At 43.4% G+C, this 23,223-nt stretch carries 20 protein-coding genes and 1 tRNA gene; 5 read left to right on the top strand and 16 right to left on the bottom strand.

All coding sequences use genetic code 11. The features are described from left to right. Positions 1-198 precede the first annotated feature (198 nt). The 5 genes from metH to MAE_RS09335 form a co-directional block, all read right to left on the bottom strand. Positions 199-3,762: a methionine synthase gene (gene metH / locus MAE_RS09355; protein WP_012265356.1), complete on the bottom strand. Its 3,564-nt coding sequence runs from the start codon at positions 3,760-3,762 to the stop codon at positions 199-201. A gap of 243 nt (positions 3,763-4,005) precedes the next feature. After that, positions 4,006-5,169 (bottom strand): SpoIID/LytB domain-containing protein, encoded by a 1,164-nt coding sequence (locus MAE_RS09350; protein WP_012265355.1) that lies wholly within the window; start codon positions 5,167-5,169, stop codon positions 4,006-4,008. A 205-nt stretch (positions 5,170-5,374) separates the two neighbouring features. Then, on the bottom strand, positions 5,375-5,995 hold the full coding sequence (locus tag MAE_RS09345; RefSeq protein WP_012265354.1) for a type I restriction endonuclease: 621 nt from the start codon (positions 5,993-5,995) through the stop codon (positions 5,375-5,377). A 236-nt stretch (positions 5,996-6,231) separates the two neighbouring features. Continuing rightward, entirely contained in the window at positions 6,232-6,594 is a 363-nt protein-coding gene (locus MAE_RS09340) for a DUF5615 family PIN-like protein (RefSeq protein ID WP_002798845.1), read from the bottom strand. Further along, on the bottom strand, positions 6,572-6,922 hold the full coding sequence (locus MAE_RS09335; RefSeq protein ID WP_012265353.1) for a DUF433 domain-containing protein: 351 nt from the start codon (positions 6,920-6,922) through the stop codon (positions 6,572-6,574). Before MAE_RS09335 ends, MAE_RS09340 begins: the two co-directional genes overlap by 23 nt. A 321-nt stretch (positions 6,923-7,243) precedes the next feature. Here MAE_RS09335 and MAE_RS09330 point away from each other — a divergent pair, with 321 nt between their 5' ends. The 3 genes from MAE_RS09330 to MAE_RS09320 all read left to right on the top strand — a co-directional run bounded on the left by MAE_RS09330 (position 7,244) and on the right by MAE_RS09320 (position 8,571). Beyond that, positions 7,244-7,552 (top strand): hypothetical protein, encoded by a 309-nt coding sequence (locus MAE_RS09330; protein WP_002798843.1) that lies wholly within the window; start codon positions 7,244-7,246, stop codon positions 7,550-7,552. Between the two features lie 105 nt (positions 7,553-7,657). Continuing rightward, positions 7,658-8,101: a toll/interleukin-1 receptor domain-containing protein gene (locus MAE_RS09325; protein WP_002735722.1), complete on the top strand. Its 444-nt coding sequence runs from the start codon at positions 7,658-7,660 to the stop codon at positions 8,099-8,101. A 56-nt stretch (positions 8,102-8,157) separates the two neighbouring features. Next, positions 8,158-8,571, top strand: a complete 414-nt coding sequence (locus MAE_RS09320) for a toll/interleukin-1 receptor domain-containing protein (RefSeq protein ID WP_002745372.1) — start codon at positions 8,158-8,160, stop codon at positions 8,569-8,571. A 235-nt stretch (positions 8,572-8,806) separates the two neighbouring features. On the opposite strand, the gene MAE_RS09315 is transcribed toward MAE_RS09320, so the two are convergent. After that, the gene (locus tag MAE_RS09315; protein ID WP_002798842.1) at positions 8,807-9,304 is read right to left on the bottom strand and encodes a DUF29 domain-containing protein; all 498 of its coding nucleotides are present in this window, start codon (positions 9,302-9,304) and stop codon (positions 8,807-8,809) included. Between the two features lie 311 nt (positions 9,305-9,615). Beyond that, positions 9,616-13,260 carry a tetratricopeptide repeat protein gene (locus MAE_RS09310; protein ID WP_012265351.1) on the bottom strand — a complete coding sequence of 1,215 codons (3,645 nt, stop codon included), beginning with the start codon at positions 13,258-13,260 and terminating at the stop codon, positions 9,616-9,618. Between the two features lie 83 nt (positions 13,261-13,343). Between MAE_RS09310 and MAE_RS09305 the strand changes: the two genes are divergently transcribed. Together MAE_RS09305 and mrdA are read left to right on the top strand one after the other, a co-directional pair. Continuing rightward, positions 13,344-14,453 (top strand): S-(hydroxymethyl)glutathione dehydrogenase/class III alcohol dehydrogenase, encoded by a 1,110-nt coding sequence (locus MAE_RS09305; protein WP_012265350.1) that lies wholly within the window; start codon positions 13,344-13,346, stop codon positions 14,451-14,453. Between the two features lie 393 nt (positions 14,454-14,846). After that, a complete protein-coding gene (gene mrdA / locus MAE_RS09300) occupies positions 14,847-16,721 on the top strand; it encodes a penicillin-binding protein 2 (protein WP_012265348.1) in 1,875 nt (624 codons plus the stop codon). Here the strand turns inward: mrdA and MAE_RS09295 are convergent. The 9 genes from MAE_RS09295 to MAE_RS09265 all read right to left on the bottom strand — a co-directional run bounded on the left by MAE_RS09295 (position 16,718) and on the right by MAE_RS09265 (position 23,214). Beyond that, entirely contained in the window at positions 16,718-17,524 is an 807-nt protein-coding gene (locus MAE_RS09295; protein WP_002736791.1) for a radical SAM protein, read from the bottom strand. The genes mrdA and MAE_RS09295 overlap by 4 nt on opposite strands. Before the next feature lie 19 nt (positions 17,525-17,543). Then, positions 17,544-17,635 (bottom strand) — tRNA-Ser (locus tag MAE_RS09290). Positions 17,636-17,696: 61 nt separating this feature from the next. Further along, a complete protein-coding gene (locus tag MAE_RS09285; protein ID WP_002735398.1) occupies positions 17,697-18,416 on the bottom strand; it encodes a DevA family ABC transporter ATP-binding protein in 720 nt (239 codons plus the stop codon). Between the two features lie 18 nt (positions 18,417-18,434). Beyond that, positions 18,435-19,607, bottom strand: a complete 1,173-nt coding sequence (gene devC, locus MAE_RS09280) for an ABC transporter permease DevC (protein WP_002735966.1) — start codon at positions 19,605-19,607, stop codon at positions 18,435-18,437. A 7-nt stretch (positions 19,608-19,614) separates the two neighbouring features. After that, positions 19,615-19,764 (bottom strand): hypothetical protein, encoded by a 150-nt coding sequence (locus MAE_RS31920; RefSeq protein WP_231859757.1) that lies wholly within the window; start codon positions 19,762-19,764, stop codon positions 19,615-19,617. Between the two features lie 103 nt (positions 19,765-19,867). After that, entirely contained in the window at positions 19,868-21,094 is a 1,227-nt protein-coding gene (locus MAE_RS09275; protein ID WP_012265347.1) for an efflux RND transporter periplasmic adaptor subunit, read from the bottom strand. A gap of 153 nt (positions 21,095-21,247) precedes the next feature. Further along, a complete protein-coding gene (locus MAE_RS29090) occupies positions 21,248-21,448 on the bottom strand; it encodes a hypothetical protein (RefSeq protein WP_002735439.1) in 201 nt (66 codons plus the stop codon). Between the two features lie 213 nt (positions 21,449-21,661). Beyond that, complete coding sequence (locus MAE_RS09270; RefSeq protein WP_002736732.1) at positions 21,662-22,567, bottom strand: SDR family NAD(P)-dependent oxidoreductase; 906 nt, start codon at positions 22,565-22,567, stop codon at positions 21,662-21,664. Continuing rightward, the gene (locus MAE_RS09265; RefSeq protein WP_231859756.1) at positions 22,564-23,214 is read right to left on the bottom strand and encodes a GAP family protein; all 651 of its coding nucleotides are present in this window, start codon (positions 23,212-23,214) and stop codon (positions 22,564-22,566) included. Before MAE_RS09265 ends, MAE_RS09270 begins: the two co-directional genes overlap by 4 nt. Positions 23,215-23,223 lie beyond the last annotated feature (9 nt).

Below are 23,223 nucleotides of genomic sequence, written 5' to 3'. Positions count from 1 at the left end.
TGACAGTAGCCTAGTTACTCAGGAGCCGGATACGGCGAAAGTCGTAAGTCCGGTTTTGAAGCAGGGGGTGGGAAGGCGACTTCCTGCTCTACTGTAACGGGTGTGGGGTGTAGGGTTTTACCGATAAAAACTCACACCTGATAACTGAATCACTGATAACTCACACCTGATAACTGATCACTGATCACTGATAACTGATTAGGTACTAAAGTATTTAGCGGTGGGGTGATAGGTGATAATGGCGGTGGTGGATTGTTCTGGGTACAATTGTTCGCTTTCGTCCATAGACATCCCAATGCGATCGCATCCTAACAGATCTAGTTGCTTGTATTGGTCCTGAATATTGGGACAAGCGGGATAGCCGAAACTATAGCGAGAACCCTGGTAACGCTGTTGTAGTATATCGCGGATATTATCGGGATCGAACTCTGCGAAACCTAACTCGCGACGGATGCGGGTGTGGGTCCATTCGGCCATGGCTTCGGCGGTTTGGACAGCCATGCCGTGATAATAGAGGTATTCGGTGTATTGGTTGGCATCAAAGAGAGATTTAGCGTATTCCGTGGCGATTTCCCCCACTGTCACTGCTTGCATCGGGAAAACGTCGATAATACCGGATTCCTGCGGGGCGAAAAAGTCAGCAATACAGAGACGACGACCGGATTTCTGGCGAGGAAACTCAAAAATGGCGATCGGTTGCAGATTTTCGGGTTTTTCGCCCGCTTGTATCGATTCGGGATCGTAAATTAACAGGGAATTACCGGACGACTGACAGGGAAAATAACCATAAATTAATGTGGGGTTTAGTAAATTTTCCTTGACAATTTTCTCTTTCCATGCTGCTAGAATTGGATGAACTTTTTCCTGTAAAAACTGGTCGTATTCTGGCTTCGATTGGCTTTTGGGTTTGCGGAATTGCCATTGACCGACAAATAAAGCTTGTAGGTCTAAATACCAGAAAACCTCCTCGATGGGAATTTCTGCTGCTGTTAATATTTTAGTACCCCAGAAGGGCGGTGTTGGTCGGGGAATATTAACTTCCACCGCTTCCGAACGACGGGTATCAATAACTAATTCTTTGTCCACGCTGCCATCGGTAAAAATAGTATCGGGATTAACCTCTAATTCTTCGGCGACAACCGGGGTTTTTTCTGTCTCGGCACACTCCGCTAAAAAGCCTTTGCTATCATCCCATTGACCCCCAGCTTTAGCGGGCATTAATTTATCCATAAAATGCAGGTCAGAGAAGGCATCTTTACCATAGATAACCTGTCCCTTGTAGGTTTTTTGACAGTCATCATGGACAAATTTGGGAGTTAAAGCTGCCCCGCCAAGGATAACGGGAACGGTGATTCCTTTTTCGTTAAAAACCTCCAGATTTTCCTTCATAAAAGCCGTTGATTTCACCAATAAACCGCTCATAGCGATACAATCGGCTTTATGTTCTTTGTAGGCTTCGATGATATTTTCTACGGGTTGTTTAATGCCCAAATTAATCACCTTATAGCCGTTATTTGTCAAGATAATATCAACTAAATTTTTACCAATATCGTGAACATCCCCTTTAACTGTTGCGATAATAAAAGTCCCTTTGGCATTATTATCCCCCTCTTTTTTCTCCATAAAGGGTTCTAAAAAAGCAACAGCTGCTTTCATAGTTTGGGCAGATTGGAGAACAAAAGGTAACTGCATTTGTCCCGAACCAAATAACTCACCCACTACCTTCATCCCATCCAAGAGGAAAATATTAATAATATCTAGGGGTGGATAGTCCTGTAAAGCTTGATTCAAAGCGTCTTCCAGTCCCAATCTTTCCCCATCAATAATATGCTGTTTTAATCGTTCCTCCACGGGTAAATTAGCATTACTAGAGGGGTCTTTTTTAGTAGTTTTCCCCGCAAATAATTCGGTTAATTTGGTCAGGGGATCATAAACACATATATCGCCATCAAAACGACGATTATCATAGATTAAATCCCGACAAACTTGCTGATATTCTGGTTCAATTTTTGCCAGAGGAAGAATTTTATTAGCGCTGACGATTGCCCCATCCATCCCCACCTGCATCGCTTCGTTGAGGAAGACGGAATTTAATACCTGACGCGCTGCCGGATTCAAGCCAAAGGAGATATTAGACACACCTAAAAGAATGTGACATTCTGGCAATTCTTGGCGAATTCGGCCCATTGCTTCGATAGTAGCCTTGCCATTTTCTCGGTCTTCTTCGATACCGGTAGAAATCGGTAAAGCTAAAGGATCAAAAAAGATTTCGTAGGGAGGAATTCCGTATTCTATCGCCGCATAATAGGCCCGTTTAGCTATCTGGAATTTTTTCTCGGCAGTGCGTCCCATTCCTTCTTCATCAATGGTTCCAATTACTACCCCCGCGCCGTATTTTTTCGCTAAATCCAAGACTTGATAAAAACGCGGTTCCCCGTCTTCGTAGTTAGTAGAGTTGAGGATACATTTACCCCCCGCTACTTTTAACCCCGCTTCCATTTTTTCCCATTCGGTGGAATCTAACATTAAAGGTAGGGTGACATTATTAACTAAACGAGAGGCTAATTGGTGCATATCGCGCACCCCATCCCGGCCCACATAATCGACGTTGACATCGAGAATATGCGCCCCTTCTTTTACCTGCGCTTTCGCCATAGATACTAAACTATCCCAGTCTTCAGCATTGAGAAGTTCCCGACATTTTTTAGAACCACTGGCGTTTAATTTTTCCCCGACAATCAGGAAAGAATTATCTTGAATATAGGGTTGGGTACTATAAATAGAAGCGGCGGAGGGTTCATAATGATAATGACGAGATTTCGGAGTTAAACCTTGACATAGTTCCGCTAAAGCTTGAATATGGTCGGGACGAGTACCACAACAACCGCCGATAATTTGTACTCCCAAATCTTCGATAAAGTGCATTAAAGCCATTTTTAATTCTACGGGAGTGAGGCGATAGTGCGCTTGACCGCCGACATTTTCCGGTAAACCAGCGTTAGGAATACAAGAAACAATAAAAGGGGAATTTTCCGAGAGATATTTAATATGGGGTTTCATTAAATCGGGACCAGTGGCGCAGTTAAGTCCCAAAATATCGATTTTATAGGGTTGTAAAATAGAGACAACGGCGTTAATTTCCGTTCCTACTAACATCGTTCCCATGGTTTCCATCGTCACCGAAACCATGAGGGGCAATCGTTGACCTTTTTGCTGAAATACTTCTTCAATAGCATTTAAAGCCGCTTTAATTTGCAGGACATCCTGACAGGTTTCTACTAATAATAAATCTGCCCCGCCATCGTACAGACCCTCTACCTGTTCCACATAGGCATTTTTGAGAGTATCAAAGTCAATATGACCCAAAGTGGGCAGTTTTGTCCCCGGCCCCATGGAACCCGCCACAAAACGGGGTTTTTCGGGGGTAGAGTATTTATTAGCGCAAGCCTTGGCCAGTTCGGCGGCGGTTTTGTTGAGATAATAGGCTTGATCGGCTAAATCGTACTCGGCTAAAACTATCGAGGTTCCCCCAAAGGTGTCGGTTTCAATCACATCCGCACCCACGGCTAAAAAAGCTTCGTGGACTTTCGCTACGGCGCTAGGTTTAGTATGGACAAGATACTCGTTACAACCTTCGTATTCTGCCCCACCAAAGTCCTCGGCCGTCAGATTTTGGCTTTGTAGGGAAGTTCCCATCGCCCCATCAAAGACGAGGACGGGATGCTTGGGGCCGTTGAGGTAGTCGAGAAAGGGGCTATTCATAGAGAGATTTACTGCTATAGCATTTTGAAAGTTTATTGTAATACGGTTACTAGAAATCTGCTATGGTCTGCATTTCAGTTATCAGTGATCAGTTATCAGTTATCAGTGATCAGATTTGAGTTTTCAGTTATCAACTAGAAGAAACAGGTCGGCAAGCTGTTGGGAATTTTAGTACAAATGCTCAACTATTTCTCCCTGCTATAGTCAACAGCCTAGCACCAGCGATCGAGAAAGCCAATCAATCTAATTTTGTAGAACTAGACGGGCTAAACCAACTCCGGGATAATAATTACCGAGAATTTGTTGATAATCTAGGCCTTTTTCCGCTAATTTATAAGCCCCAGTTTGACTCATACCGCGACCACCGTGGGCCCAAGCGACAATTTCATCGGTGGCAGCATAAAGAGACTCGACTACACCCCCTTTATAGCTGAGAATCTGCCCAGCAGTGGCATTAACCGCTTGGTGAGTCGATTGATACTCCGAGCGAATGCCTTTATATACCTGCCAGCGTTGGCTATTGCCCAGATGAAACCAAGCATTAGCGGGGCGGATTATATGTACTAGGGCGTAGGAACGGGCGGCGATCGCTTGTGCCTTTAAAGCGTGCATTGGCGCGGTGGAGTGCATTTCACTACCCACCACACTATAGAGATAGGCCTCTAAATTAACATGATTGACCACTAACAAGCGATCGCCTTGCGCAACAAGCAGCACTTTGCCCCGATACCAACCATCATCCACATAAACTAAACCATCGGCACTGGTGGGCTGCACAAAAATCACCTCTGGCAGCGATAAATCGCCCATTTTTAAGCCATTGGCACCTGGAATGACCGGTAAACCCTCGTTAGTGGTAATCGTTTTTAAACCGCCACCTTGGCGATCGGTGATCACCGCCGGTCCGTTAACTCCAATCAAAACACTGGCCACATCCCTTTTGATCGCCACGCGAATTTCTATGGCCGGCGGCGTATAATTAGCGGGAACCGCTAAGGGTTGTCTAGTTACCGGTTTGGCTGCGGCAGCGGGGGAAGTATTGGGGGAAGTATTAGGGGAATGAACCGATGGCGCTAATTTTTTCGGCGCTGAGAGGGAAGACTGAGGAGAGGGTGCTGATTTTGGAATCGCAGAAGATTGGGGAGAGGGCGCTAGTTTCGGCGATGGCGCGGTTAAGGGGGCGATCGGAGATGGGATAATAGGGGAAGGAAAGGCAGCAGTCTCTAGATTTGCCTGGGGTTGCGGGGTTTCTGGTTTTTCCTTGGCTAAATAAGTTAAGAGAATTGGCGTAAAAGTGGCGATCGACAACAAAGGAACGGCACAATGGCGCAGCAGGGAAAAATAGGTACTAGCAGCAAATTTCACTTTAATCACACCATCTTTAATTTTCTTATCTAACTTTACCATTCCCCTCTCAGGCCGGGCAATTCTAGAGAAAAAATCTCGTATTCTTGAGCTTGTCAGGACAAATCAGGCTGAAATAGTCAAGAAAAGCCGAAAAAATCCTGATAATTTTTATTTATGCCTAACTGATTTGTTCCTTGCAGAGCAAATTATACAACAGAGGGAAATAGGAGAGTAATGATTTTGTAGGTACTGATTATCTTGATACTCAAATTAGTTGACAGAGATGTTTAAGGATTTTGAGAACCTCATATAAATCCCCCGGATTTCTCATGGCAAATAAACGAGAGGTTCCGTATAAAGGTTTACCGTCCCATAATAATTTAACAAATAAAAACTCGGAACCATTGGTCAACATTCCATAATTAGGACGGTTGGGATGAGGATTGACCATTAAATAAGCTAATAATTGCGGTAAACCTACTTCAACGGAATAAATAACCCGTTTTGATTCAATAATCATTACCCATAATTGTTCTTTTAGAATTAAAGTATCTAACCTTCCTTTAATTATTAAATCTTGCTCTTCTGTAATAATTTCAACGGACTCTTCCGCTTTAATCTGAAAGGGAAATAGATAAAAGTTACCAATAAATAACAATGGATCTAAAACCGTCATCCTCACCGAAGTTTCTAAAAAGGGAGGATAATTTAATAAGTTTAAATAACCTGTTTTGATTTTATCTAACAATTCTTTTTCTTGTTCAGAGATTGCTTCTAGGTCTTGCTGCCATTCCCCAAAAAAATGCTTATCTTCTATAAACTGTAGTTGAAAATGATTAATTAAATTTCTAAGAGTGACTTCTTTTGCTTGTAAAAATTGAACCATATTTACCACCTTAATTAAGACTTACGTTAACTGAATTGATAGCCGCAAACACGCACCCTGCGCCCAAACAATCCCTACGCCCAAAACCCATCCTAACCCTCCAGCAAACCCCGCACCTCCTCAATCCCAATCCTCAAAATATCAGCCACAGCAACGAAAATATCCTCATCAAACCGGGTTCGTAGCGATCGTGAATTGGGATTCTTAGTTATTTTAATAAGATTATTTCAATTTGATCAGGTTAACGGTAAATGAATAATTTGGTTTTCATATTCATTGTCAAAAGAGCCTTTAGCAATTACAATTAATTCTAACAAATTATCACCAACACTTAAATCTTGATTGAGAATAAAAATTCCAGGAACATGACGATTTTGCCTGAAGTGAGCTATTAAATGAACGGGCATAGAGGCACGATTATTTGTCACTAAAATAAAACCCATTACCTCACACCAAATCAAAATTTCTGGATCTAATGTACCTAATTTTGGTGTATCTGGTTCACCAACTACTCGAACAATGATTTCTGGTTCTCGGCGACGCAATTGTTGAGGATACACCGAATTAACATTTTCATCAATTAAATATTTCAGTGTCATTAGCTTTCTGCTTGGCTGTTATTTCAGCTTTCAATTTTCTCAGTCGTTCAACCGAAGGCGGAGGATTTTTTTGCTGTTCTTCTCGCATTTTTCGCCCCCATTCTAGCCAGTCGGTGATGTATTGACTCACTTTTTCTTTTTCATGAAGATAATAAAGAATCGTCGCATATACCTGTTCTAGGGTTAAAGACGGATAAGTATTGGCAATTTCTTCGGGAGTTCTCGCTTGGTAAATAAAATCGTATAAAATGGTTTCAATACCGATGCGGGTTTCTTTTAGTCGGATATCGTTAGGGGCAAGAAAATTAAAATAGTCTTCGAGTTGCATGAGTTATCCTAATTGAAGATTCAAACTTCACTTTGTTTTCTAAGTAACATTGTTATCTTAATTATACTTGATCGTTGCCGAATAGTGCGATCGCATTGGGTTCTTAATTATTGACCTCTCCCCTGAACCCTATCCTACAAGGAAAGGGGAGAGAATTTAGCGAAGAGAGCTTCGACTACAAACTGGGTTTGTTGTCAAGGCTCTCGCCCGAACAAGTTTAACCTGTTTTCTTTAGATAGTGAGGAGCTAAATGGACATAACCCTATTGCCCAAATTGGGTAACTTATCTAGAATAAGTATATGAAGAGAGGAGGAGACGTGATGGAGTATCAGAATTTTTCGCTCATTAAAGAAGATATTCAGGCTGATGCTTGCGGACGGATTAGCCTTGGGACTGAATGTAGCAACCGTCACTATCGAATACTGATGAATGCAAGCGGGGAGCTTCTTTTGGTTCCCATGGTGGCGATTCTGGGGGGAGAACTATGGGCTTTTCAGAATCCTAGGGTCCGCGAGTCGCTCAAACGGGGACTCGCAGAAGCCCGCACAGGAAATTTCGCTGAAGAAACAGTCGATTTAGGCGCTATGCTTAAGTTAGCTGAATCTATTCCTGATGAAGTCGAGGAGTAAATGAGTTTCTCTAGCGACTAAAAACGCTATACTCTTAGTAAATTGTCAGCAGATTATGAATAAATCAGTTGAATTAATTTAAATATCGAGGAAGCTAGAAAGAATATGAAAGTTTTTATTAGTCATGCCTTTACTGAGGCTAAGTTAGCTAAGAGAGTTGCTGATTCTCTCAAAGAAGATGGCTTTCAAGTTTGGGATGCTGCTGAAATGTTACCCGGGGAAAACTGGGCTAATAACATAGGTAAAGCCTTACAAGAATCTGAAGCAATGATAGTCTTATTAACACCAGAATCACTGAAGCCTTTTAATGTTGTTTCTGATATTAGTTATGCAATTGGAGAAGAAAAGTATCAAGGTCGTATCATTCCTGTTATTGTCTCTTCCTCAGATAATTCAAACCTAGAACATATTCCTTGGATTCTCAAAAAATTTCCAATGATTTTCGTCCCTAATCTTGAACAAGACAATCAAGAATTGAAAGAAATTACACAGGCACTTAAAAATACGACAAGCTCCGACGGACTGACTCATGAGATACACCACTTTTAGATTTGGCTTGTCTCATCCCAAGCTATGCTTTGTCTAATTTTAACTATAGGTATGAGATGATTCCCCAAGAAGCTTTTCTTTCCCATTCTAGCAAAAATCGAGAGTTTGTCTCTCATTTGGCCAATGAATTACGCCGTCATGGAGTTCCCGTTTGGTATAGTGAAACTAATATTTTAGGCGCACAGCAATGGCATGATGAAATTGGGAAAGCTTTGAGGCGATGTGATTGGTTTATTATCGTTCTCTCTCCTGATGCGGTCGATTCTATGTGGGTAAAGCGAGAACTAATTTTTACTTTACAGGATCAGCGTTTTGAAGATAAAATTTTGCCAATTCTCTATCAACCTTGTGAATATACAAAACTTTCTTGGGTCTTACCTAGCTTCCAAATTATTAATTTTAATGATAATTTTGAAGAAGGATGCCGAGATTTGCTTCGTGTCTTTGGCTTGGGTTATATCTATATTTAGTAGTAGTTTGTAGCGTAACAAACCAATTTTATGAAGATGGTGCGTTAGGGTTCAATGATAATTTAATCATTAAAACAATATCACCTGTTTTCATGGTTGATAAGTAGTCGTGCAAAATTAATTTCCTAGTGAAGATAGGCAAGAGGCAAGAGGTGGTTAGATATGTGTAATTAATTTTGCTTAGGTACTTATTCTGGTTTCATGGTTTTATTATTGATAATGTTTACTTTCGTTTTTATCCGTAAAAGTCCTCATTTAGAATCTGTTCAGGTGTGAAAGGACAAGCGAGGGGATACTCACTTTCTTGGGGAATACGAATACCAAATTGAGCGCGTTTACCCTGTTTGATGGCGACTTTACGAGCGCTGGAATAGGCTTGTGTGATGGAGATTAAGAGATAAGATTTAAGAGAGGGAGTCTTAAGTAAATCATCTTGAACGCGCTGGCGATGCTCATCTACTGAATTATACCAACTTGCTTTCATTGTCTCAGGAGCATCATGCTGTATCTTTAATTTGAGTAAGTGAATCAACAAGACCATTAAGTTGCTCTCTAAGGCGCGTTTCTCTGACTTACCCAAATCTTTTAACTCCTCAATTAAGTTTTCTATATCCAGTTGTTCAAACTGTCGATTCTGTAATTGATGAATAGTTTGCTCAATCCACAACTGAAGATCTTGTTCGTAAAGTGTTGTGGGATTTTCTTGAATGTCCGATTGTTTTAATAAGTTCATTTGGCTTTCATTAAGTTAACGGTAGATGAATAATTTGGTCTTTATATTTATTATTATACTTGATCTTTACCAGATAGTGTGATCGCATTGGGTTCTTAATTATTGACCTCTCCCCTGGCCTTTCTCCTACAAGGAAAGGGGAGAGAATTTAGCGAAGGGAGCGCAACAACAAACTAGGTTCGTTATTCCCCCCTTATCAAGGGGGGCAGGGGGGATCGAACCTAAAATCCATTTTTAATTTAATTATAACCAGCTACTTACGTTAACTGAATTGATAGCCGCAAACACGCAGCCTACGCCCAAAACCCATTCTAACCCTCCAGCAAACCCCGCACCTCCTCAACCCCAACCCCGAAAACAGAAGCAATACCGACAAGAATCTCCTCATCTTGCGTTTGCTGATAAAGAGCAACAAGACGAGGCAAAGAATAGGTTTGTATGGTGTAATTATCGTTAAATTCTGCCCAAATTTGTAAGGCTTGCAGGTAATAACTTTTGGCTTGGCTCAATTCCCCAACTGCTTTGGCTACCATTCCCAAATTGTGCAGGGTTCCAGCTTGGGAGTAGCGATCCCCATATTCAATGTAGATCTCAATAGCTTGCTGGTAGTAGCTTCGGGCTTGCTCCCATTCCCTCAATGCTTGCGCTAGGTTTCCCAAGTGGTGCAGGGTGCTGGCTTGGGAGTAGCGATCCCCATATTCAATGTAGATCTCAATAGCTTGCTGGTAGTAGCTTTGGGCTTGCTCCCATTCCCTCAATTCTGCCGCTACCATTCCCAAACAGTGCAGGGTGATGGCTTGGGAGTAGCGATCCCCATATTCAATGCAGATCCCAATAGCTTGCTGGTAGTGGCTTCGGGCTTGCTCCCATTCCCTCAATTCTGCCGCTACGGCTCCCAAATTGTGCAGGGTGATGGCTTGGGAGTAGCGATCCCCATATTCAATGCAGATCCCAATAGCTTGCTGGTAGTAGCTTCGGGCTTGCTCCCATTCCCTCAATTGTTGCGCTACCGTTCCCAACTGGTGCAGGGTGGTAGCTTGGGAGAAGCGATCCCCATATTCAATGTAGATCTCAATAGCCTGCTGGAAGTAGAGTCGCGCCTGTTCCCATTCCCTCAATTCTTGCGCTACGATTCCCAAATTGTGCAGGGTGATGGCTTGGAAAGATTGCTTAGATTGACTGTAACTTTCACTAATTGGCTTGAGTAATTCAAGGCTTTTTTGGTAAATCTCTTTCGCTTTCTGATAATTTTTACTTTGTAAATATTTGTTTCCTGCCTCGTCAATTATACCAATGATTTCTATTGCCACCTGCCCTTGTTTGGCTTCAGGGGGATAGTTTTCAAAAGTTTCGAGAACGAACTCTAGGAGCTTTAAATTAGTCTGAGTATCTTGGTTTAAATCCAGATAACTATGCAAGCAATTAATAATAGTCAATACGCTCTCTTGCTGATTGAGGGCGATTTGCAACGCATTAAACAGATTTTCATACTCCCAGCGACAGAACAATATCCCTAACTGCTTCTCCTGCGGATTTTTGGAATCTAGTAAGGTATCATAATAACCTGCCAAGTCTCGGTAATGATTCTTAAAACCCTCCCAAATTGCTGCTTGTGTCTCTGGTGCTAATTCCTTTAACTTCGTCTTCAGGAAGTAGGGAAAAATGGGCTGGATAGTCAATAAATACGGCAATTCTTCACTCATCGGCGAAAGCAAACCCCAATGAATCGCTTCTTCTATCGCTGCATCAAATTGATCAAACTGATAGCCTTGTAAAGGTTCTAATTGCTGTAGTTTTTGGCTATAAATAGGAATAACACCCCTGTGAATAAACCCACTAAAAGGTGCTAAACAGAGTAACAACTTCTGCGCCTCCTCCGACAAATTACTGTGGGAATATTCCACACACTTGATGATATTATTAGTCTTATCCTCATCCCCCACATCAGCTAATTCCGCCAACTGTAACCCTTGCCAAATCTCCTCCGGTGACTGTCGCTTCAGATTCGCTAATACCACTTCCATCGCCAACGGATATCCCGCCAACAACTTCATCAAACGTTTAAAATAATCATCCTTTTTAATCGCATTTTTCCGACTCTTCGCCTGACGTTCTAAGATTCTCTCCGCTAATTCAGTTCTCGACTCTTGGTCTAATCCTTGTAACTGATAGATATTCTCCTTAAAAGTCCTGCGTTGCAGCCAAGTTTCCTCACTGCGAGAACCCAAAATCACCTTCGTTTTTCCCCCGACCAAATTCTTGAGAAATTCGGCGATTGCTTCCCTTTCATTCTCCGGTAAAGTATTCTGAATTGCTAACGGTTGTCCCGTCACCGACTCCAGATTATCTAAAATGAGAATATACGCCTCACTGCGGAGTTTTTGCTCTAGTTTCTTTACCCGCGCTTTCAGGTTCATCGCTTGGAAACTCGCCTGTTCAAAGCGATTATAAATTCCCTGACCAATTTCATGGACAATCTGTTCTAACGTCCAAGCTTTTCTATCATAACCAAAATAGAAAATATGGGTCGCCCAGTTGGTTTTCTGCCACCATTCTCGTAGATAATTGAGTAAAGTAGTTTTTCCTGTCCCTCCCATTCCTTTGAGTAAAAGGATATTATGTTTCAGCAGCGCCTTTTCCATCTTGAGAATTTCTAAATCCCTTCCCACAAAGCCGTATTCTGGTAAAGGAAAGACATATTGATTGCCGATATGTTCCCAGTATTTTTCCTCCTCTTCTGGAGTAAATGGACGCAAATTGAGATTAATTTTACCGCGACAATAAATCACCGGTAATAACCAATCTTCTAAATCTATTCTCGTGTTATAATAGGCGCGGCGTTGCTTATTATTGAATAACTCTAACCGTCCCTTTCGCATCGCTTCCGTTAGGTCTTTTCCGTTCAATAATTGCTGATAAATTGGTTTCATCATCAACTTAGCTGCAGAAACCGTCACCGAATATCCCATCGCCACCACAGCTTGCATTCCCGCAGTCATCAAACGACTCCCTAAACTGGTTTCCCGATAGTCTTCTGATTCCTGGGAAATTTGCTTTGCTGACTGACAAGCATTGAGAATACAAATAGGGATATTTTTCCCAGTGAGTAAATTCGCTAATTCCGTCGCTTCTACCGGAGTCGCTTGACCTTTTTCTTCTCCTTCCAGAAACAGAAAAGCTTTTACTCCCTCATATTCTGCTAAATCCTCCAGTCCCCATCCCCTTTGATAGCGCCAAGAATCCCCGTGAACCTGTCTTTGGTACTGTTCATATTCCATTAATCCGCCATGAACATCGAAATGAATAACATGATAGTATCCTTCTCCCTTCTCATCCAGATGTCTGGTTAGTGATTCATAAGTTCCGGGACGCAATATATCAATTTTTACCGGTATTTCACTACTATTTACCAGTTCTACCAAAGGACGGGAAATCGTGCGATAGTTAACATCAGATTCCTCATTAGGACGCGCAATCACCACCAGAAGATTGATAGTAGGATAAGTGGCCATTTGCACCGGGACAACTGTAGCCCCTCGACGCTGGCGGGAGATGATACAATCTATAGAAAAAGGACGCGGTAAATCAGGATCTTTCAGCGCTTCCCAATGTAAAGCTTGAAATTCTGGCGACTGACTTTCGATGATAATTTGCAGTTGACTTAACTGCTTTCGCAAGTCTCGATATTCCCCATAAGCATTTAAATTACTCTGGAAAACCTGTTTAAATAGGTTTTCGCCATAGTTTTGGACGCTGTTGGCGGCTTTTTGCGCCTTATCCGTGTCTAGCGTCGGAAATACTAACCATTCCTCAAAGTACCATTCTAGTTGTTTTTCTTCTTGGTTAGTAAAGGGGTCAGTAACCGTAATTGGGTAGCTGTTACCGCTATCAAAATTGAGAGTAGCAGTAAAGCCACCATCGTTAATTCCTTCTTCGCGGATGGTGAGGACTGGCATAGAGATAAGTTGAGAATTGTTCTATTACAACTCTTCAGCAGTTTAACGGTATTATACTGGAAAGAACCTATTGCTTTGAGCCTATGGATGTTCGAGCGGCAGTTGCCCTAGAAGCAGGAAAACCCCTAACTATTGAAACGGTACAATTAGCACCACCGCAAGCGGGGGAAGTGTTAGTAGAAATCAAAGCCACGGGAGTTTGTCACACCGATGCCTATACTCTCTCTGGGGCCGATCCTGAAGGCTTATTTCCCTCAATTTTAGGCCATGAGGGGGCAGGAATCGTGGTAGAAGTGGGAAAAGGTGTCACTAGCCTAAAAGTGGGGGATCATGTTATTCCCCTATACATTCCCGAATGTCGTCAGTGCGAATACTGTCTCAGCTTTAAAACCAATCTCTGTCAAGCGATTCGTCTTACCCAAGGTCGGGGAGTAATGCCGGATGGAACCAGTCGTTTTTCCCTCGATGGTCAGCCTCTTTATCACTACATGGGAACCTCGACTTTTGCTAACTATACCGTACTGCCGGAGATTTCCCTAGCCAAGATTCGCCCGGATGCTCCCTTTGAAAAAGTCTGTTATATCGGCTGCGGAGTCACTACAGGTATCGGTGCGGTGATTAATACCGCTAAAGTGGAACCGGGGGCAAAAGTGGTGGTTTTTGGTCTGGGAGGTATCGGTTTAAATGTTATTCAAGGGGCCCGCTTAGTGGGGGCCGATATGATTGTCGGGGTCGATATCAATCCCCAGAAACAAGCTTTAGCGACCAAATTCGGGATGACTCATTTTGTTAATCCCCAAGAAATCGAGGGGGATTTAGTGGCCTATCTGGTGGATTTAACTAAAGGTGGGGCCGATTATAGTTTTGAGTGTATCGGCAATGTCCAGATTATGCGTCAAGCTTTGGAATGTTGCCATAAGGGTTGGGGTGTTGCCACTATTATCGGTGTAGCCGGGGCCGGCCAAGAAATTAGTACCCGTCCTTTTCAATTAGTCACCGGACGGGTCTGGAAAGGTACGGCTTTTGGTGGAGCGAGAGGTCGTACAGATGTACCAAAAATAGTCGATTGGTACATGGACGGCAAGATTAACATCGATGATTTAATCACCCATGTTCTACCCCTGGCAAGAATTAACGAGGCCTTTGACCTGATGCGCCAAGGGGATTCTATCCGCAGTGTGATTACATTTTGAACAGGGATAATGTTAGATATAGTTAAGAAACACTTGACAAACTCTTAACTATATGTCTGCGCCAGTTTCCAGGCTCTCTTTAACTTACTATAGAAGCGATCAATCTTTGTGTCCTCTGTGTCTGGAGTGGTTCCTTCCACTCCCAGTATTTACTCCGATTTTGTTAAGATATATTGCGGATACCCTGAACTTTAGTAAACAGAGGAGCTAAATCACCTAGTATTGCGTCCTTTTCAGTAAGCAGTAAACAGTGAAAAGACAGTGGCAAACTACTATTTAATACTGCTCACTTAATACATACTACTCACTTAGAACTCAAATCTGATAACTGATAACTGATGACTGATAACTGATAACTGCCCTAATAACTTTTAAATTTTTAACTTTAAGCAAATGCGTAATAGCGGACTCCTATCAAAAACCAAAGTCAAACTGAAACCGAAAAAACCGCTCACCTCGCCGACGCGGCCAGCGCCGAATAAATTACAGAATAAAATCAAAGATAAGGAGCGTCTAGTCGGTCGTCAGCGTCAGTCATGGCTAATTATGGGATTAATTAGCATTGTCCTGCTAGGAGGAGTCGGCTCACGATTGGCATATTTACAACTGCAGCAAGGACAAATTAACCGAGAAAGGGCAGAAAATAACCGGATTCGCATTATTCCCAAACCCCCAGTCCGGGGCAACTTATTCGATCGCAATGGCAAAGTTTTGGCTACGGCCCGCTTAACCCATGCGGCCTATATTTGGCCCAAATCCCAGCGTAATCCCGCCCAAAAACTCAATCTTGACCGTTTAGCCAGTATTTTAGGCATTCCCAGAAGCGACCTAGAAAAACGCATTAACGAAGCGGACGAAAACCCCTCCACCCTGATCCGCATCGCTAGGGGTTTAACTCCAGGCCAAATTATCGCCCTAGAGGAATACAAAGACGAATTAACCGGCATTGAAGTGGACGTGGAATCAGTGCGCTACTACCCCAATGGTAAAATTGGGGCGCATATTCTCGGTTATACGGGGGAACTAACCCCGGAGGAATATAAAGCCAAAAGACCCCAGGGCTACCGGTTGGGAGATGTCGTCGGTAAAATGGGTGTGGAAGCCGCCTACGAGTCAAAATTGCGGGGAGAATGGGGAGGAATGCAGTTAGAGGTCAACGGATCGGGACAAGTAATCCAAATTCTCGGCCAAAAAATTGCTAAACCGGGGCAAGATGTCACCCTGACACTAGATTTAAAACTCCAAAAAGCCGCCGAGGCCGCTTTAGGAAAACGCAAAGGTGCGATCGTGGCAATCGATCCCCGGGATGGTTCCGTGCGGGCCATGGTCAGTTATCCTAGTTTTGATCCCAATGTTTTCTCGGCCCCAATTACCACCGCCACTTGGAAAAAACTGCAAGCGGAGGGCAACCCGTTTGTTAACCGCGCTCTCCAAGGATTCCCCCCCGCTTCCACCTTTAAAGTCGTCACTGCCACTGCTGGCATGGAATCGGGGAAATTTCCGCCAAATACGGTCTTAAATACCTTTGCCGCCCTTTATGTGGGGGGGACAGCTTTTGGAGAATGGAATCACGCCGGTTTTGGTCCGATCGGTTTTGTCCGGGCTATGGCCATGAGTAGTAACACTTTTCACGGTCAAATTGGTCGCGGGGTGGGGGGACCGACTTTAATTGCCACGGCTCGGCGCTACGGTTTCGGTCAGAAAACCGGGATAGAATTAGCGGAAGAAACTCCGGGGTTAATTGCCGATCGCGATTGGAAACTGCGTAATTTTAAAAACTGGGATTGGTCTGTAGGGGATACGATTAATATGTCGATCGGTCAAGGATTTACCCTAGCGACTCCCCTACAGGTAGCTGTGATGTTTGCTGTCCCCGCTAACGGTGGTTTTTTGGTGAAACCGCACCTTTTACAGGATGCCCGCGATGTTAAGGAATGGCGAAAATCTTTGAACATGAAACCTAGCACCCTAGACACCCTGAGAAAGTCCCTGAGAGCCGTGGTAGCGGAAGGAACGGGGCGGGCCCTATCGGACCCCGCTTTACCGCCTGTAGCGGGCAAAAGCGGCACGGCAGAAGCACCTCCCGGAAAGTCCCACGCTTGGTTTGGAGCTTTCGCACCCTTCGACAAGCCCGAAATTGTCGTGGTCGCCTTTGCGGAACATTCTGGCGGTGGTGGTGGTAAAGTGGCCGCACCTATGGTACGTCAGGTAATGGAGGCTTATTTTAATGTCAAGCCGAAAGAAGAAAAACCCCGGCCGAAGCCTTAGAGACTTGTGGCGGTAAGTGGCACACAGCGCACGGTAATTCCCGTGGCCGTGGCGATTTTTTGCGCCCAAATTGCCAATATTTCAGCGTTTACGGGTTTGAGAATTTGCATTCCGTCGGCAGCGGTGAGGGGATTATTACCGCGGGTTTCTAATTGTCTTTGTCTGGCCCGGGGACGGGTCGGGGTGTTAAGTTGAATTTCATCCGGTTGTAGCTGTTGCATCAAATCGATGTATCGGTCTTGATCTTGGGGCGACCAAGAGGCCAGTAGCATGGTTTGAATTGCTAGTTTTCCCGACCATTCTTGGCGAAATTGTCTTAATCCCCACCAAAGCTCCTGCCAATCCAGACCGGAGACCGGACGGTTAACCCGTCGCCATTGGGCCTCGGAAACAGCATCGATTTTAGCGGCGACGATATCAGCTTTGCTCAAGTCTTGACGCACTCGGTCATCTCCCAAGAGGGTACTATTGGTTAAGACCGCCACCGGCCGCCTGGTTATTTCCTTGACGGTGGCCAGTATTTCCCCTAAATTGAGGGCGAGGGTGGGTTCCCCGCTACCACTGAGAGTGACTATATCCACGTCCCAAGGAGCAAAAGCGCTTAAATCCCTGCTAATTTGTTCACTGGTGATAAAAATTCTTCGCTGCTCGGTTTTTTGCTCAATTTCTCCTAACTGACAGTAGGCACAGTTAAAGGAACAGGTGGAAACTAAACCGATCGGATCGATGCCCAGGGAACTGCCGAAACGCCAAGAGGCAACCGGGCCATATACGGAGCAGAAATAATCCTGGGGAGCAGTCATCGAACCTACCCAAAAAATACGGAGAGGGAGGGATTCGAACCCTCGGTACGGTCTTACGATTCGTACAACAGATTAGCAATCTGCCGCATTCGACCACTCTGCCACCTCTCCAAGATGACATTATTTTAGTCTAACATGAAAGGCCAATTTTTGGCAAGTAATTTTTGGGCAGTTAATCGCCTAAACGACCATCCTCCATATTGACAATGCGATCGGCGATGTCGAGAATCCGGTTATCGTGGGTGACAAGTAAAATCGTGCAACCTTGTTCTTTTGCCAATTTCTGCATGATTTCCACCACATCCCGCCCGGATTGTTTATCTAAGGCCGCGGTCGGTTCATCGGCGAGGACTAATTTGGGATGACTGACGAGGGCGCGAGCGATCGCAACCCGTTGTTTTTGTCCCCCTGATAGATCATGGGGATAATAATCAACGCGGTTGCCTAAACCCACTGACTCCAGAATTGCCGCCGCTTTTTGATCGAGATCTTGTTCTAAAAACTCCTCGTGCAGTTCCAAAGACATCCTTACGTTTTGTTTCGCTGTGAGGAATTTTAGTAAATTATGTGCTTGAAAAATATAGCCAATTTGTCGGCGAATTTTCAGCATTTTGCCCTTACCAATTCCTAACATTTCTTGGCCGAGAATTTTTAAACTGCCCGCTTGTGCCGATCGCAAACCTCCCAGTAAACTCAATAAAGTAGTTTTCCCCGATCCCGAAGGACCGGTCATAATCACTACTTCCCCCGCTTTAATTTCCAGATCGATATCGTATAAAACCTGTTTTTTTAATTCCCCCGTGCCAAAATAGTGATTTAAGCCTTTAATGGCAATTACGGGTTCATTAGGGCTAAAATCCTCTAATTCTCGCTCTTTTTGAAAAATCAGCATTATTTCACCCTTGATAGTTTAAAAAATATCGGCTGGATCTGCTGTCCTTAATTTGCCCATAGCGACAATTCCAGAGGCAATACACATGATAACTGTTAGGATTAAAACTTCGATCGCCCTAGCGGTAGTCATCACTATGGGTAAAAGTGTAGCGGAGGAAGCGAGATGATAAACACCGAGAGAAACGATAAACCCGGGTATATACCCCAAAACGGCTAGTAATAAAGCCTCTTGCATCAAAACCCCGACTAAATACCAATCACCGTAACCCATAGCTTTTAGGGTAGCGTATTCGGGTAAGTGATCGGTGACATCGGAATAGAGAATCTGATAGACAATAACGATACCGACGATAAAACCGACTACTGCACCTAAACCAAAGATAAAACCAATCGCTGTACCATTTGCCCAATAGGTTTTTTCCTTTTCAGCAAATTCTTTTAAAGTAAGGACTATTACTTCATTTTTAGGGAAAAGTGCCTGTAAATTGACCTTAACTGCTTCGATATTTGCCCCCGGTTGCAGTTTCACCAGTCCTATATCGATTTCGTGGGGTTGACGTTCGGGAAAGAGCCTTAAAAAGGTAGAATCACTGCTAATGACGTTACTATCGGCAGCAAAGGAGGCACCAAGGGTAAAAATTCCCGCTACCTGTACCTCTTTTTTATTTAACTGAACTGTCAAATCGGGGTTTTTCTGGAGTAAATCGGCAATTGGTCCGAATTCTGGCCTTCCTGCTTGATCGTACAAGACGCGATTTAACATCTTTAGATCACTGGATTTTTGATTAACTTCCGGGAGGGTAAAAACCCGTTGACTGGGATCAAAACCAAAGACTAAAGTAGTTCTTTCTAGGGCAGTTTCGGGATTGCGCCACTGGGCCGAAGCAATATAAACTGAGGCTATAGATTGAATACCCTCGACTCTTTTAGCTTGGTACAAGCGATCGCGCGAGAAACTTTTCACAGCAAAGAGGGTATTGAATTGGGGATTAATCAGGACTAAATCCGCATTGAGGACATAATGGGGTTTAACGGAAGCATCAAATAAGGCATCCCGAAACCCCAACTGCGTGAAAATTAGGAAGTCGGCAAAAGCAATCCCGGCAATAGCTACGATCAAACGGGTTTTCTCTCGCGTCACCTGTAACCAAGATAGGGGCGTTTTTTTGAATAGATGGGTTAGTTTCATGGAAAACCTACTCATTGATAGTTACAGTTACTTGGGAATTGGTTAAACCTGCCACTTTTTCACTGTTTTCGCGATCTAAGGCAATGCGGACAGAGATCACTTTGCGATCAAAGTTTTCTGGCTCTTCGTTACTTGTTATGGTTCGATAGGGGGGCATAAATCGACTAAATCCTTATATGGCAAGAGACTTAATTGATTAGCTCGTTCTAGATTGAAAACAATTGGCAAAAATCGAAGCAATGTCTTTCTATATAAGGGTTTCACCCCTTATAACTCCCGTCCATTGCATAACACAAACCGAAGAACCAGTTTTCTCCCGGTTGATTGCTGAAGATATTTTGTTGGTCAACTTTTAAAGCAATTAAGCGCACTTTTCCCCTAACTTCGCCCTTAAACGCCGATCCGGTAATCGTGGCAGTTTGTCCAGAGCGAATTTTCCCGATATCGCTTTGATAGATTTCGGCAATTACTTCCATGCGCTCGGTTTCAGCAAGGTCAACAATTCCTTGATCGCTGATTTGTTCCCCGATACGGGTATTGACTTTAATCACTTTGCCGGTAATTGGCGATCGAATATAAGCCTGATTTAACTCGGTTTGGGCTTTTTTAACGGCAACTAGGGCAGCATTTACCTCCGCTTCGGCTGCCCGCACATCAACTCCCCGCACTTCCGAGACTTGATTTAAAGTGGATTTGGCCTCTTTGATCTGCTGTTGACCGGTGGATTCAATCCGGGCTAGGGTAGTCTTGGCTTCTTCTATCTGTTGTTTACCGGTGCTTTCAATTCTCTCTAGGGTAACTTTTGCTTCTGTTAGTTGTTGATTACTGGTTTCTAAATTCAGTCTTTTACTATCAAAACTAGAGGCGGAAATTGCCCCTTCTTGATAGAGTTTTTCGTAGCGATCGAATTCAGCTTTGGCATTGCGATATTCTGCTTCTAATTTAGCAATTGTCGCTTTTTGGGCAGCCCTATCCCCTTCTAATTGCGCTGTTAATCTTTGGATGGTTGTCCGTTGGGTTGCTTGATCCCCTAACCATTGTGCTTCGATTTTTCGCACGTTAGCGGCATTAGCATCGATTTCGCCGACTTTTGCGCCAGCTTTCACCTGTTCTAGTTTGGCTGTGGCTACTTTCACCTGTTCTTGTGCCTGTCGCAGGTTATCCTCTAATCTTTCCCGACTTTCGAGAATGGCGATTATTTGTCCGGTTTTGACGCTATCTCCTTCATCGACTAATAATTGCTTGACTCGATCGGAATCAAGCAACATCGGGGCAGATATGCTGATAATTTCTGTCCTCGGTTCAATTCTGCCTAAAGCGGTGATTTTTTGCGGTGTGGGCGACGCAATGACAGGAGTTTTGGTTTCGGGTTTGGGGGCGACTTGGGAAAGACTATAAAAGGTGGTTATTCCTAATAATCCTGTGCCTAATACTATTAACCCGATCATTAACTTTTGATTTGGTTTCACAAAAGTTTTACCTTTCATAATTTTTTAGTTAATAAGTGATTGTTGGGGGTTAACAGTTTTTCTGCAAATAAGTAGTAAGAATTTTACCTAATAATTCCATTTGTTCATCGATCGCAATTTATGCGATCACCATCTAAAGGTAAGGGAGCATCTAGACGGATAACCTCACTTTCAGACTCTAATCTTGCCAACGCAGCTACTTTTATAATACTGGGTGTTGTTGCTTTTGGTTGAGAAATAGGTGAACTTACCCCATCTCCAGGGCAAAACCTGGTAAACTACCCCCACACTGGTAATAGTTGTAGCAGTAATAGCAATGGCTAAAATCCAGCGTAAAGGATGAGAATGCTTGGATAATGAATTAGGTTTCATCGCTATTTCTTGAGAGTTGTTTTTGTTTTATATAAGCGGCAATCATGTTTTTATAGTATGACGCGATGTGCAACTAAAAACGACAGAATCAGGGTTGCAGAGGATACTTGATCTCTGCTGATTTCTGAGAGCCTTGTAAATCAAGACTAAAAATATAGTTGCACACGGGGTTAGTATGGACAAAAGACAATCTGTATCCTTTTTCAGTAAGAACTACCGATAGAGAAAAACCCTCCTAGCCATAAAATCAAATAACCAATTTGGCAACAACCAGTTTATCAAAGCCAGAGCTTTAGCATCAAGACCGATCCGATAGCGAATTTTGGGGTTCCTGCTAGTTAACGCGTGCAGAATGGAGGGTACAACTTGTTCTGGTGATGTGGCAATTTTGTAAAATAAATTGGTTTCCGATCTCGACTTTTTTAAAGCTTCCGACCAAGATGGATAGTATAACTGAAGAGTTTCCATCGATACATATTTCGGTAACTCTTCAAAAGCCTCTTGGGTTTTTTGCCACAAAGGGGTGGCGATCGCTCCTGGTTCGATGATCGATACTTTGATTCCCCAAGGGGCTAATTCCATACGAAAAGCATCCGACATCGCCTCGACAGCATATTTTGCGGCGCACCCTGTGCCAACACTCGGAAATACGATTAGTCCATTGATAGAACTAAAATTCACGATCCGTCCTCGCGACTGCCGCAGAAGTGGTAAAAAAGCTTTGATAACTGACAAATAGCCTAAATAGCTCACCTCCATTTCTTGACGGGCGAACTCGATGGGCAGGAGTTCTAAAGGCCCGTGAAACTCGTGACAGGCATTGTTAATAATGCCCAACAATTTCAGATTTTTTTTGCTTAATACTTCTGCCACCTGAGTAGCGGCCGAGATAATGCTATCTTCTTTCGTAACATCAAGCAGGATCGGGGTTGTATTCCCCCCCGTTTCTTGTTGCAGTGATCGGGCTTGATCTAAATTTCTTAGTCCGGTAAAAACCCAAAACCCTTTTTCTGCAAGAATTTTTGCACAGACCCTACCAACTCCCGACGAACTGGCGGAAATAAACACCGCCCCTTTGATTTGAGATCTCGAATTCTCAAATGAAGAAAGAGAAGTCATCTTAATTGTTTCACTCCCATAGCAAGAAAAAATACACCAAAAGCGATTAAAGATAAACTAATAGTGATATTCAGAATGAGGTAAAGCAACTTAAAATGTCTAGATAGCCATGTTTCTAAAGGCTTTTTATGCCAGATTCCAGCCAAATTTAAAAGAACAATAGGCAAGGTATAAATCGTAGCATAAAGACCTAAGTAAAATGGTAAAAACACGAAAGGAGTTGCTAGTTTTCTGATTTCAATAATAGCCAGAATCATTAGGAACGCTCCCGGTGTCTCCGCGAGGGTTGTCGCGCTACCAAAAGCTAAGAATTTGAGTCGATTTGCGTAATCTAAGGGGGGGAGAGAGTCCCACCTCCTTAGATTCGGAATTTCCTTTCTATGACACCAGCGATATAATCCATAAGCACTGACCACCACTCCAACAAGAATTAACAGCCAGCCCCAGTTAACAGAAGATAGGTGTTGTCTCGATATTATCTCTTGCAGTTCACTTAATCCGAAGTAAAAAACGAATGATTGAACCAAAGTAGTCAAGAAAATACCATAGACGTAAGCCCAAACTCCCCGAGTCCCCCGATACAAAAATATCAGGATAGCGATGGCAATAGGGGTGGGATTGATGCTATCAATAAAAGCCAGCCACAAAATGGTCAA

The sequence above is a fragment of the Microcystis aeruginosa NIES-843 genome, from assembly GCF_000010625.1.
Classification (GTDB): Bacteria; Cyanobacteriota; Cyanobacteriia; order Cyanobacteriales; family Microcystaceae; genus Microcystis; species Microcystis aeruginosa.
Note: the sequence above shows the minus strand (reverse complement) of the source record. Positions and strands in the feature narration are given on the sequence as shown.

Excerpts from the sequence above, each read along its gene's own strand:
- metH (WP_012265356.1), bottom strand. The coding sequence starts at position 3,762 with ATGAATAGCCCCTTTCTCGACTACCTCAACGGCCCCAAGCATCCCGTC.
- MAE_RS09350 (WP_012265355.1), bottom strand. The coding sequence starts at position 5,169 with ATGGTAAAGTTAGATAAGAAAATTAAAGATGGTGTGATTAAAGTGAAA.
- MAE_RS09345 (WP_012265354.1), bottom strand. The coding sequence starts at position 5,995 with ATGGTTCAATTTTTACAAGCAAAAGAAGTCACTCTTAGAAATTTAATT.
- MAE_RS09340 (WP_002798845.1), bottom strand. The coding sequence starts at position 6,594 with ATGACACTGAAATATTTAATTGATGAAAATGTTAATTCGGTGTATCCT.
- MAE_RS09335 (WP_012265353.1), bottom strand. The coding sequence starts at position 6,922 with ATGCAACTCGAAGACTATTTTAATTTTCTTGCCCCTAACGATATCCGA.
- MAE_RS09330 (WP_002798843.1), top strand. The coding sequence starts at position 7,244 with ATGGAGTATCAGAATTTTTCGCTCATTAAAGAAGATATTCAGGCTGAT.
- MAE_RS09325 (WP_002735722.1), top strand. The coding sequence starts at position 7,658 with ATGAAAGTTTTTATTAGTCATGCCTTTACTGAGGCTAAGTTAGCTAAG.
- MAE_RS09320 (WP_002745372.1), top strand. The coding sequence starts at position 8,158 with ATGATTCCCCAAGAAGCTTTTCTTTCCCATTCTAGCAAAAATCGAGAG.
- MAE_RS09315 (WP_002798842.1), bottom strand. The coding sequence starts at position 9,304 with ATGAACTTATTAAAACAATCGGACATTCAAGAAAATCCCACAACACTT.
- MAE_RS09310 (WP_012265351.1), bottom strand. The coding sequence starts at position 13,260 with ATGCCAGTCCTCACCATCCGCGAAGAAGGAATTAACGATGGTGGCTTT.
- MAE_RS09305 (WP_012265350.1), top strand. The coding sequence starts at position 13,344 with ATGGATGTTCGAGCGGCAGTTGCCCTAGAAGCAGGAAAACCCCTAACT.
- mrdA (WP_012265348.1), top strand. The coding sequence starts at position 14,847 with ATGCGTAATAGCGGACTCCTATCAAAAACCAAAGTCAAACTGAAACCG.
- MAE_RS09295 (WP_002736791.1), bottom strand. The coding sequence starts at position 17,524 with ATGACTGCTCCCCAGGATTATTTCTGCTCCGTATATGGCCCGGTTGCC.
- MAE_RS09285 (WP_002735398.1), bottom strand. The coding sequence starts at position 18,416 with ATGCTGATTTTTCAAAAAGAGCGAGAATTAGAGGATTTTAGCCCTAAT.
- devC (WP_002735966.1), bottom strand. The coding sequence starts at position 19,607 with ATGAAACTAACCCATCTATTCAAAAAAACGCCCCTATCTTGGTTACAG.
- MAE_RS31920 (WP_231859757.1), bottom strand. The coding sequence starts at position 19,764 with ATGCCCCCCTATCGAACCATAACAAGTAACGAAGAGCCAGAAAACTTT.
- MAE_RS09275 (WP_012265347.1), bottom strand. The coding sequence starts at position 21,094 with ATGAAAGGTAAAACTTTTGTGAAACCAAATCAAAAGTTAATGATCGGG.
- MAE_RS29090 (WP_002735439.1), bottom strand. The coding sequence starts at position 21,448 with ATGAAACCTAATTCATTATCCAAGCATTCTCATCCTTTACGCTGGATT.
- MAE_RS09270 (WP_002736732.1), bottom strand. The coding sequence starts at position 22,567 with ATGACTTCTCTTTCTTCATTTGAGAATTCGAGATCTCAAATCAAAGGG.